The following is an 11,671-nucleotide window of genomic DNA, read 5'->3' as shown; positions in this document are numbered from 1 at the left end:
TGTCGCTCGGCACCCGTCAGGATCTCAACCTTGGCCATTCATACCCTGTTACGTCACAAATGAATCATCTGTGTCGTAACTTGCGCTAATTCCGCACCTAAACAAAACCGACTCACCGGACGCTCACCTTCGACACCTGTTTCCGGCATCACCGGTCATATTGCCGGCAGGGAGCGCTTGGGTGGAGCCTCCCCAGGCCCGCCGCTACGTCAGCAGCGAGGCGGAGGCGCCGGTCCTTCCCCGCGAGACCCGCCGTCGCGAGCCGCGTTCCCGCGGGAAGAACTGAGGCAAGGATAAAGGCGGTGTGGAGATGGGGGATAAGTTTTTTGGGGCTGCTTATAAGCCGGAACGGGTATAAAGCCGGAATTCAGCTTATAGGTGTAACATCTCGCTCCAGTTCGGCGACTTCTTTTCGCACCAGCCTTAAGAAGGTTCGGTTTATCCTCTCCACAGACCAAGAGCGCACTTCATCGAAGTTTTTCACTTCCATGTCAGCTATCAGTTTTGCTTTCTGATCAGTGCTGTATTCGTCGAATTTCGGAATGTATTTTGTTTCCTTTAGGTTATATCTTATTTCATAGTATGACTTTACAAAACGCTTAGGCTTCCCGAATTTATCTAGCCCTGCTCTTCGCCATGCGCGCGAGACGAAATTATCTAGCCTCCTGAGTTGCTTTATATCGCTGGTCATGGAGAAGAAAAACATCCACCCCATTCTCTTTTCGTTGAAAATGCATCCGGTGATTTTGATATTAAGTCGCATGAGTATTTTCGTATGATTGGCAGTGTGTTTTGCGGCTGTTAGAACAGCAATTATATTGTCCATCATGCGTTTATAAGACGATTTTCTAACAGATATGCTGTTTGGGCTTAAATTATATCCAAGATAATCAATGCCGGATGATATAGAGGAGATTTTTGTTTTTCCATTATTAGAAAGCTCGTGACAGGTGAGGCCAATTTCTTTCAATTTACGCGCGACAGAGGAAAGGGTTTTCTTGGCCTTATCAGAACGGCAGACGATAACGATATCGTCCACGTAGCGAAAGTACGCATACTTTGAATGCATTAATTCATCAAAGCGCGTCATGTATATCGCTGATAATATATTCGATATGCTCAGTCCTTGCGGAACTCCAACGCTGTTGATTGCCTCCTTTGATCCTGTAGGAGTTCGGATAGCACTTTCAATAACATGAAGTATTTCTGCTGATCTAATCTTGGAGCGCAGCCGACACATCAGGTGGGTATGAACAATACTGGGGTAGAAGTCCCGAACGTCAATCTGCACAAATGAATATGTGTCGTCGAGGGGGCGTACTAACTCAGATAATTCTCGCACGAAGTGGTGTGGAGCGGGTAGTCTGCGTTCGGAAAAGCACTCCATAAGAATATTTGTGAGCGCGCGAAGGACAAGCCTGTCGCGGACGGTCGCAATTGATATTTCGCGGGGTGGCTTCCCAGCGCCCTTTAACACCAATCTCTGCTTGTAAGTTGTAAAGCAGTAGGTTTTCGCCCGAACCTTTGAGATCGTTCTTACAATCTCTTGCTCGAGTGAAGCGCCGAATGCAGCTGGCGCAACTCCGTCCTTCCCAGTCGTGGCTGTCTGAGCAATGCGCTCATTGAAAATAACCTTAAGATTATCGACGGAAAATTCTCGTTCAAAAAGTTGGCGCGGTGTCATTTAAAGGCCACCAAACATAGGAGCTGCGATGAATATAATTGGAGCAATTATCGCTATCGCAATGAAAGAAGTACGAAAGAGCCGCCTTTTTAGAAATGATAGCGTCATATACCAAGTACAGCTAATTTTTCCCGATCCATTCCATATATCTTTCCTTTCAAAGCACGTATGATATACGACAAAGTCGTAGTAATCATCGTCTGAGTGATTTGGATATAAGGAAAGTATATCTCCATATTTTTCTGCCTTATCTTTATCTGGCAGATCGCTGCTTTGGAGCTTTTCGAGGGAAAGATAGCATTCACGGAATAGAGCAGCGGTCTTCTCGAAGCGAAAACCTCCTACGACTAAGGATGCGACAAGGACGATGATGGACGCTGCTATCACCATGTCATTGAAATGACTGTAGTAAGATTGGTAAAAATCAGAAAATACAGAAATAACAACTGTTATAAGGGAGTAATATGTAAGAATAACTAAAGACCAGAAGTTATTGTTAAGGGCCTTTCTTTCAGAAATCATTCTCACCCGCGAGGTGATCCAAATCTTATCATTTATGGTCGATTCGACTGAATTGCTATTCATCGACTGGGAATCCAGAAAGGGTACGGACGCAATTTCTCGAAGCAACTAAGCACTCTGATTGTCGAATGCAGCATCTAGCCAAGGTTAAAACCCCACTTAATAACGGTGGCCCTATAATGAGCCAGCGGGATCTCTCCCGCTCCGTCCGTACCCCGAAGCGAATAGAATATGAAACCTATGAAGATGCAAGTTGCATCTTTTTTCTAGGATCCATTATATGTCGAGAACAGTCATTCAGGGCCCCTCGTAGCCCCCCATTCCCCTCCCTCATCCCCCAATCACAAATCATCATACCCACACCCCCAAACCGAATTGCCCCGCCGCAATTCCCGCTTATGATGCGCGGCGTCTATTCGTCTGGATATTTTAGCCGCATTGATGCGACGCCGGGTCTGCCTGGCTGCACAATGCTTGAGGGAGCAAACCGTCATGCCGCATACAAAACCCTCCTTCGTCTGGAGCGATCCGTTCCTCATCGAGGATCAGCTGACCGAGGACGAGCGGATGATCCGCGACAGCGCGCGGGCCTTTGCGGAAAGTGAGCTCGCGCCGCGCATCGAGGAGGCTTATCTGGAGGAGAAGACGGACCCCGCGCTTTTCCGCCTGATGGGCGAGGCGGGGCTTCTGGGCGTGACGTTGCCGGAGGAATACGGCACGGCGGGCGCGTCCTATGTGGCCTATGGGCTTGTCGCGCGGGAGGTCGAGCGGGTCGATTCGGGCTATCGCTCGATGATGAGCGTGCAGTCCTCGCTGGTCATGTATCCCATTTATGCCTATGGCTCCGAGGAGCAGCGCCGGAAATATCTGCCGAAGCTCGCCTCGGGCGAATGGATCGGCTGTTTCGGCCTGACCGAGCCCGATGCCGGCTCCGATCCCGGCGGCATGACGACGCGGGCTGAAAAGGTGGCGGACGGCTATCGCCTCTCGGGCGCGAAGATGTGGATCTCCAATTCGCCCATCGCCGATGTCTTCGTCGTCTGGGCGAAGTCGGCGGCGCATGACGGCGCGATCCGCGGCTTTATCCTCGAAAAGGGCATGAAGGGCCTCTCCGCTCCGAAGATCGGCGGCAAGCTCTCGCTGCGCGCCTCGATCACCGGCGAAGTCGTCATGGACGGCGTCATCGTGCCGGAGGAGAATCTTTTGCCCAATGTTTCCGGGCTGAAAGGTCCGTTCGGCTGTCTCAACCGCGCCCGCTATGGCATTTCATGGGGCGTGCTGGGTGCCGCGGAGGATTGCTGGCAGCGCAGCCTGCAATATGGCCTCGACCGCAAGCAGTTCGGCAGGCCGCTCGCCGCCACGCAGCTTTTCCAGAAGAAGCTCGCCGACATGCAGACGGAAATCGCGCTGGGCCTGCAGGCGTCCTTGCGCGTCGGCCGCCTCATGGACGACGACCGGATGGCGCCCGAGATGATCTCCATCGTCAAGCGCAACAATTGCGGCAAGGCGCTCGATATCGCGCGGGCCGCCCGCGACATGCATGGCGGCAACGGCATCCAGATCGGCTACCACGTCATGCGCCACGCGCAGAATCTGGAGACGGTCAACACCTATGAGGGCACGCACGACGTCCACGCGCTGATCCTCGGCCGCGCGCAGACGGGGATACAGGCGTTTTTTTGATGGGCGGGTGAGGCTGGCGGCTCACTTTGCGGAAGCGTTGGCGTGAGGATACCCCCCTCTGCCCTGCCGGGCATCTCCCCCACAAGGAGGGAGATTAGGCCTTCATTAAAGGTAGATACAATCGCAGACGGCGTAGATCGAGTGCCAACGCTTGTGTCAGCCAATCTCCCCCCTTGTGGGGGAGATGCCCGGCAGGGCAGAGGGGGGTATGACGGAGCCTCCGGACCTATGCGGCTGGCCGGATGAATTCGCTGCGCCGGAAGCCGCCTAACCCCGCTTCTGCTGCTGCACGATGCCATAGATGTTGGTCGAGCGCGCGCCCGAGCGGCAATAGGCCAGCACCGGCCCTTCCGCGTTCTCCAGCGCCGCCGCCATCGCATCGACATCGTCCTGCGTCAGCATTCCCGAGACGACGGGGACATAATGAACCGGAATGCCGGCCTTTTCCGCGACGCTGGCGATTTCTGAAAAATCCGGCTGGTCGGGCGATTCCCCGTCCGGGCGGTTGCAGATCAGCGTCTGATAGCCGGCGGCGGCGATGTCGCGTATATCGTCCGGGGCGATCTGGCCGGTGACCGAAAAATGGTCGTCGATCTGGCGAATGTCCATGGTTGTAATCCCTTGTCAAAGGCAGGCGGTTTGTCCGGCGGCACAATACATCAAACGCTTGAGCGCGCCAGATCAATCCATGTGTTTGGAGGCGATATGGTGATCCGGCTTTGCAGCCGCAACGAATATGCGTACCCTATAGCGGGGGAGACACCATGATCGACAAGCTGGAATTTTTCATCGCCCTTGCCAGGGAGGAGCATTTCGGCCGCGCGGCGGAGGAATGCGGCGTGACGCAGCCGACCCTTTCGGCGGCGATCCGCCAGTTGGAGGATACGCTCGGCGTCATGCTCGTGCAGCGCGGCTCGCGCTACAAGGGACTGACGCCGGAGGGCCAGCGCGTGCTCGAATGGGCACGGCGCATCGTCGGCGATGCCCGCACCATGCGCGAGGAGCTTCGCGCCGCGCGCCTCGGCCTTACGGGCCACATCACCATCGCCGCCATCCCGACCGCGCTCGCCATGGTCTCGCGGCTCACCACGCCTTTCCGCGAGAAGCATCCCGATGTGACCTTCTCGATCCTGTCGCGCAACTCGCTCGAAGTGCTCTCGCTGCTCTCCAATTTCGAGATCGATGCCGGCTTCACCTATATCGACAACGAACCCCTGGGAAAGGTGACCACCGTACCGCTCTATTACGAGCGCTATCACCTGATCACCTCGACCGGCAACATCCTCTCCGACCGCGATACCGTCACCTGGGCGGAGGTCGGCCGCCTGCCGCTCTGCCTGCTCACCCCCGACATGCAGAACCGCCGCATCATCAATCTGCATCTGCGCGAGGCGGGCGTGGAGGCCCAGACGACGCTTGAATCCAACTCGATGATCGTGCTCTTCTCGCATATCCGCACCGGCAAATGGGCCAGCATCATGCCGCTCAACCTGGCCGAGATGCTGGGCTTCACCGAGCCCATCCGCGCCATTCCCATCGTCGAGCCGGATGCAAAGCACCTGGTGGGGCTTGTCGCCGCCGAACGCACCCCATACACGCCGCTCGTCTCAGCGCTTCTGCATGAGGCGAGGACGCTGGCGGTAAGCTTTAGCGCTCAATAGGATTCTTCTATCGTCCAACGGTACAGCCCTATTGATTATATCCCGGCTTTTTGGTCTCATTCTAAAGTAAGGGGAAACAAGGGAGGGCGCTGCATGGAAATGCAGACCGCACGTACCGATATCGCCGCAAGAGCGATAGAGATTATCAATCAACTGAAGAGCGCCGAAGGGCCGCTTCTGCCGATCCTCCATGGTCTGCAGGAGGAGTTCGGCTATGTCCCTCCCGAGACACTTCCGCTTGTCGCCAATGCCCTGAACCTTTCGCGCGCGGAAGTGCACGGTGTTTTCACCTTCTATCATGATTACCGCAGCCATCCCGCGGGCCGCCATGTGCTCAAGATCTGCCGGGCCGAGGCCTGCCAGTCGATGGGCGGCGATGCTCTGGCTGCGCGCGCGGTCGAGCTCCTGGGCGTCAACTGGCATGAAACCAGCGCCGATGGCGCGGTGACGCTGGAGCCGATCTATTGCCTCGGCCTATGCGCCTGCGCCCCCGCCGCCATGCTCGACGGCGAGGTCATCGGCAGGCTCGATGAAGAGCAGTTGCAGGAAATCGCGATGGAGGTCCGGCTATGACGGCGACCATCTATATCCCCCGCGATTCCGGCGCGCTGGCGCTCGGTGCCGAAAAGGTGGCGAAGGCCATCGAAAAGGAGATCGCCGCGCGCGGGCTCGATGTGAAGATCGTGCGCAACGGCTCGCGCGGCCTCTATTGGCTGGAGCCGATGGTCGAGGTGGAAACGCCTCAGGGCCGTGTTGCCTATGGCCCGGTGAAGCCCGCCGATGTCGCTTCGCTCCTCGATGCCGGATTGCCTGAAGGTGGCGAACATCGCTTGTCCCTTGGCCTCGCCGGGGAAATCCCGTTCCTCGCCCGCCAGACGCGGCTGACCTTTGCCCGCTGCGGTATCACCGATCCCGTGTCGCTCGACGATTATCGCGCCCATGGCGGCCTGCAAGGGCTGGAGAATGCGCTGAAGCTCGAGGCTGCCCAGATCGTGGCGCAAGTCACCGAATCCGGCCTGCGCGGCCGTGGCGGCGCGGGTTTCCCGACTGGCATCAAGTGGAAGACCGTGCTCGACACGGAAAATCCGCGCAAATATATCGTCTGCAACGCCGACGAGGGGGATAGCGGCACCTTTGCCGACCGCATGATCATGGAGGGCGATCCCTTCGTGCTGATCGAAGGCATGACGATCGCCGGCATCGCCACCCGCGCCACCAAGGGCTACATCTATATCCGCTCGGAATACCCCCACGCCGTCGCCACGATGAACGAGGCGATTGCGGTCGCGAGGAAGGCTGGCGTGATCGGCGCAAGCGTTCTCGGTTCCGCCCATGCCTTCGATCTGGAGGTGCGCGTCGGCGCGGGCGCTTATGTCTGCGGCGAGGAAACGGCGCTTCTCGAAAGTCTCGAGGGAAAGCGCGGCATCGTGCGCGCCAAGCCGCCGCTTCCCGCCCATAAGGGGCTCTTCGGCAAGCCGACGGTCATCAACAATGTCATCTCGCTCGCCTCTGTGCCCATTATCATGGACCGGGGCGCGACCTTCTACCGCGATTTCGGCATGGGCCGCTCGCGCGGCACCATCCCGATCCAGATCGCGGGGAACGTGAAGCATGGCGGCCTGTTCGAAGCCGCCTTCGGCCTCACGCTGGGCGAACTGGTGGATGGGATCGGCGGCGGCACGGCTACAGGCAGGCCGGTCAAGGCGGTGCAGGTCGGCGGGCCGCTGGGGGCCTATTTCCCGCGCGAACTCTTCGATACGCCGTTCGACTATGAGGCTTTTGCCGCAAAGGACGGGCTTATCGGCCATGCCGGCATCGTCGTCTTCGACGATAGTGTCGACATGCTGAAGCAGGCGCGCTTTGCGATGGAATTTTGCGCCATTGAGAGTTGCGGCAAGTGCACCCCCTGCCGCATCGGCTCGACGCGCGGCGTCGAACTGGCCGACCGCATCGCCGCCGGTGTGGAACCGGAGAAGCAGATCGCGGTCCTGACCGACCTCTGCAACACCATGAAATTCGGCTCGCTTTGCGCACTGGGCGGCTTCACGCCCTATCCGGTGATGAGCGCGCTGACGCATTTCCCCGAGGATTTCCGGCCCGTGCCGGTGAGGGAGGCGGCGGAATGATGCGTATCGCCAGACGATCCACCCCCCTCTGTCCTGCCGGACATCTCCCCCACAAGGGGGGAGATTACACCTTCATGGGTGTTCGGCACCAATCGCGACTGTTGCAGAATAGGCGCCAAGAGTGGCGTCAGCCAATCTCCCTTCTTGTGGGGGAGATTTCCGGCAGGACAGAAGGGGGTGTTGCTACACGCCGCCCTTCCGACACCTCTTGCGCCCACCAAACCCTTCAGGAGGCTTACCATGTCTCTCGTGCATGAAATCGACTACGGCACACCCGCCTCCCGCTCGCAGAAGATGGTGACGCTCACCGTGGACGGTGCGGAGGTCACGGTCCCCGAGGGCACCTCCATCATGCGCGCGGCGATGGAGGCGGGGATCCAGATCCCCAAGCTCTGCGCCACCGACATGGTCGATGCCTTCGGCTCCTGCCGGCTCTGCCTCGTCGAGATCGAAGGCCGCAACGGCACGCCATCCTCGTGCACCACGCCCGCCATGGAAGGCCTCGTCGTCCGCACCCAGACGGGGCGGCTCAAGGATATCCGCCGCGGCGTGATGGAGCTTTATATCTCCGACCATCCGCTGGATTGCCTCACCTGCGCGGCCAATGGCGATTGCGAATTGCAGGACATGGCCGGCGCGGTCGGTCTGCGCGATGTGCGTTATGGCTATGAGGGCGAAAACCACGTTTTCCCCGCTGCCAAAACTGACAGCGCTTTGAATGCGCGTTTCCTGCCCAAGGACGAATCCAACCCCTATTTCACCTACGATCCCGCCAAATGCATTGTCTGTTCGCGTTGCGTGCGCGCTTGCGAGGAAGTGCAGGGCACCTTCGCGCTGACCATCGAGGGTAGGGGCTTCAATTCGCGCGTCTCGCCGGGAATGCATGAATCCTTCCTCGGTTCCGAATGCGTCTCCTGCGGCGCCTGCGTGCAGGCCTGCCCGACGGCGACGCTGACCGAGAAATCGGTGATCGAGATCGGCCAGCCCGAGCATTCCAAAGTGACCACCTGCGCCTATTGCGGCGTCGGCTGCTCGTTCAAGGCGGAAATGCGCGGCGAGGAACTCGTCCGCATGGTGCCCTTCAAGGACGGCAAGGCCAATCGCGGCCATTCCTGCGTCAAGGGCCGCTTCGCCTATGGCTATGCCACCCACAAGGACCGCATCCTCAACCCGATGATCCGCGAGAAGATTACCGATCCCTGGCGCGAGGTGACTTGGGACGAGGCCTACAGCCACGTGGCCAGCGAGTTCCGCCGGCTCCAATATCAATATGGCCGCAATTCCATCGGCGGCATCACCTCGTCGCGCTGCACCAATGAGGAAACCTTCCTGGTGCAGAAGCTGATCCGCGCCGGCTTCGGCAACAACAATGTCGATACCTGCGCCCGCGTCTGCCATTCGCCGACCGGCTACGGTCTCAAGTCCACCTTCGGCACCTCCGCCGGCACGCAGGATTTCGATAGCGTCGAGCAGACCGATGTGGTCGTCGTCATCGGCGCCAATCCGACCGATGGCCACCCGGTATTCGGCTCGCGTCTCAAGAAGCGGCTGCGGCAGGGCGCAAAGCTGATCGTCATCGATCCGCGCCGCATCGATCTGGTGCGCACCCCGCATGTCGAGGCCGCCTATCATTTGCCGCTCAGGCCCGGCACCAATGTCGCCGTCATCACCTCGCTCTCTCATGTCATCGTTACTGAAGGCCTGTTCGACGAGGCCTTCATCCGCGAGCGTTGCGACTGGGCCGAGTTCCAGGATTGGGCGTCCTTCGTCTCACTTCCCGAGCACAGCCCGGAAGCGGTCGAGAAGCTCTCAGGCGTCCCGGCCGAGACGATCCGCAACGCGGCGCGTCTTTTCGCCACCGGCGGCAATGGCGCGATCTATTACGGTCTCGGCGTCACCGAGCACAGCCAGGGCTCGACCACCGTCATCGCCATCGCCAATCTCGCCATGGTGACAGGCAATATCGGCCGTCCCGGCGTCGGCGTGAATCCGCTGCGCGGCCAGAACAATGTGCAGGGCTCCTGCGATATGGGTTCCTTCCCGCACGAGCTGCCGGGTTATCGCCATATCTCGGACGACGCGGCCCGCGACATCTTCGAAAAGCTCTGGGGCGTCCAGCTCCAGAACGAGCCCGGCCTGCGCATCCCCAACATGCTCGACGCCGCCGTCGACGGCACATTCAAGGGCATCTACATCCAGGGCGAGGATATCCTGCAGTCCGACCCGGATACGAAGCATGTGGCGGCGGGGCTGGCGGCGATGGAATGCGTCGTGGTCCACGATTTGTTCTTGAACGAGACGGCCAACTACGCCCATGTCTTCCTGCCGGGCTCTACGTTCCTGGAAAAGGACGGCACCTTCACCAATGCCGAGCGCCGCATCAACCGCGTGCGCAAGGTCATGTCGCCGAAAAACGGCTTTGCCGACTGGGAGGTGACGCAGAACCTGGCAAACGCCATGGGCCTCGGCTGGAATTATACGCATCCCTCCCAGATCATGGACGAGATCGCCATGACGACGCCGAGCTTTGCCGGTGTGTCCTACGATCTTCTGGAACGCGAGGGCTCGGTGCAATGGCCCTGCAACGAAAAGGCGCCGCTCGGCACGCCCGTCATGCATATCGAGGGCTTCGTGCGCGGCAAGGGCAAGTTCATCCGCACCGAATATGTGGCGACGGACGAGCGTACCGGTCCGCGCTTCCCGCTGCTGCTCACCACGGGCCGCATCCTCTCGCAATATAATGTCGGCGCGCAGACGCGGCGCACCGAAAATGTCGTCTGGCACGAGGAGGACCGGCTGGAGATCCATCCGCACGATGCCGAGCAGCGCGGCGTGCGCGAAGGCGACTGGGTGAAGATCGCAAGCCGCTCGGGCGAGACGACGCTGCGCGCCAAGATCACCGACCGCGTTTCTCCCGGTGTGGTCTACACCACCTTCCATCACCCCACGACGCAGGCGAACGTGATCACCACCGACTTCTCGGACTGGGCGACCAACTGTCCAGAATACAAGGTGACAGCCGTGCAGATCGCCCCCTCCAACGGCCCGTCCGAATGGCAGGTCGAATATGAGGAACAGGCGAAGCAGAGCCGGCGGATCGCTGCCGGACTGGAAGCGGCGGAGTAGGGGCGTGTCTGTGCCCACACGTCTCACCCGTCATCCTGTCTCCCGCGTCGCCCGCCGCAAGGGCGGCACGACATCCGCTGTCCGTATCGTGCCGGAGGAGACGCCGGTTGCCTTCAGCTATGGCGGCACGACCCATGCGGTGATGATGGCCACCCCTTCCGACATGGAAGATTTCGCCGTCGGCTTCAGCCTTTCCGAAGGCATCATCGAGAATGCATCCGATATACGCGAAATAGCGGTTGAGGATCATGATCAGGGCATCGATATCCAGATCACGCTCGCCGGCGACAGGCGCGAGGCGCTTAACCGCCGCCGCCGCCATATGGCGGGGCCGGTAGGCTGTGGCCTCTGCGGCATCGAGTCGATCGATGAGGCATTGAAGCCGGTCGCTTTGGTCGGGTCGAACCTGCACCTGACGGCGGGCGATATCGCGCAATCCGTCAAGCTCCTTTCCGCCCGCCAACCGCTCCATACCGAGACGGGCGCAGTCCATGCGGCGGGTTTTTACGTCCCCGGCAAGGGGATCGTCGCCGCCCGCGAGGATGTCGGACGCCACAATGCGCTCGATAAGCTGGCCGGAGCCCTGGCGCGTCAGGGCATCGACGGCGCAAACGGCGCGGTGGTCGTCACCAGCCGCGTTTCGATCGAGATGGTGCAGAAGACGGCCATCACAGGCGCGCCCGTGCTCATCGCCGTCTCCGCGCCGACAGCCCTTGCCATCCGCACGGCGGAAGCAGCGGGCATCACGCTTGTCGCGCTGGTGCGCGGCGACGAGTTCGACATTTATACCCATACAGACCGCATCGAGACTGCATTTTGCAGTCAGGTGGAACCGGACGTCGCTTAAATGCGGCAAACAATGGAGCAAC

The 11,671-nt window shown here is 59.5% G+C and carries 9 protein-coding genes; 6 read left to right on the top strand and 3 right to left on the bottom strand.

The window, feature by feature from the left end; all coding sequences use genetic code 11:
* Positions 1-367: 367 nt before the first annotated feature.
* Complete coding sequence (locus tag DUT91_RS14695) at positions 368-1,684, bottom strand: reverse transcriptase domain-containing protein (protein WP_114441153.1); 1,317 nt, start codon at positions 1,682-1,684, stop codon at positions 368-370.
* A complete protein-coding gene (locus DUT91_RS14690) occupies positions 1,685-2,269 on the bottom strand; it encodes an SLATT domain-containing protein (RefSeq protein WP_114441151.1) in 585 nt (194 codons plus the stop codon). It lies immediately after the preceding gene.
* Between the two features lie 429 nt (positions 2,270-2,698).
* Here DUT91_RS14690 and DUT91_RS14685 point away from each other — a divergent pair, with 429 nt between their 5' ends.
* Positions 2,699-3,889, top strand: a complete 1,191-nt coding sequence (locus tag DUT91_RS14685) for an acyl-CoA dehydrogenase (RefSeq protein ID WP_114441149.1) — start codon at positions 2,699-2,701, stop codon at positions 3,887-3,889.
* Between the two features lie 267 nt (positions 3,890-4,156).
* Here DUT91_RS14685 and DUT91_RS14680 read toward each other — a convergent pair whose 3' ends face one another.
* Positions 4,157-4,498: a protein tyrosine phosphatase family protein gene (locus DUT91_RS14680; protein WP_114441148.1), complete on the bottom strand. Its 342-nt coding sequence runs from the start codon at positions 4,496-4,498 to the stop codon at positions 4,157-4,159.
* 155 nt (positions 4,499-4,653) lie between these two features.
* Between DUT91_RS14680 and DUT91_RS14675 the strand changes: the two genes are divergently transcribed.
* The 5 genes from DUT91_RS14675 (at position 4,654) to fdhD (ending at position 11,649) form a co-directional block, all read left to right on the top strand.
* On the top strand, positions 4,654-5,550 hold the full coding sequence (locus DUT91_RS14675) for a LysR family transcriptional regulator (RefSeq protein WP_114441145.1): 897 nt from the start codon (positions 4,654-4,656) through the stop codon (positions 5,548-5,550).
* A gap of 93 nt (positions 5,551-5,643) precedes the next feature.
* The gene (locus DUT91_RS14670; protein ID WP_114441144.1) at positions 5,644-6,123 is read left to right on the top strand and encodes a formate dehydrogenase subunit gamma; all 480 of its coding nucleotides are present in this window, start codon (positions 5,644-5,646) and stop codon (positions 6,121-6,123) included.
* Positions 6,120-7,676, top strand: a complete 1,557-nt coding sequence (locus DUT91_RS14665) for a formate dehydrogenase beta subunit (protein WP_114441143.1) — start codon at positions 6,120-6,122, stop codon at positions 7,674-7,676. Before DUT91_RS14670 ends, DUT91_RS14665 begins: the two co-directional genes overlap by 4 nt.
* A 240-nt stretch (positions 7,677-7,916) precedes the next feature.
* Positions 7,917-10,802: a formate dehydrogenase subunit alpha gene (gene fdhF, locus DUT91_RS14655; RefSeq protein ID WP_114441141.1), complete on the top strand. Its 2,886-nt coding sequence runs from the start codon at positions 7,917-7,919 to the stop codon at positions 10,800-10,802.
* A 10-nt stretch (positions 10,803-10,812) separates the two neighbouring features.
* Positions 10,813-11,649 carry a formate dehydrogenase accessory sulfurtransferase FdhD gene (gene fdhD, locus DUT91_RS14650; RefSeq protein WP_245419736.1) on the top strand — a complete coding sequence of 279 codons (837 nt, stop codon included), beginning with the start codon at positions 10,813-10,815 and terminating at the stop codon, positions 11,647-11,649.
* Positions 11,650-11,671: the final 22 nt, after the last annotated feature.

Origin of the sequence: Paramesorhizobium salinisoli (genome assembly GCF_003335045.1) — a bacterium.
GTDB lineage: Bacteria > Pseudomonadota > Alphaproteobacteria > Rhizobiales > Rhizobiaceae > Paramesorhizobium > Paramesorhizobium salinisoli.
Note: the sequence above shows the minus strand (reverse complement) of the source record. Positions and strands in the feature narration are given on the sequence as shown.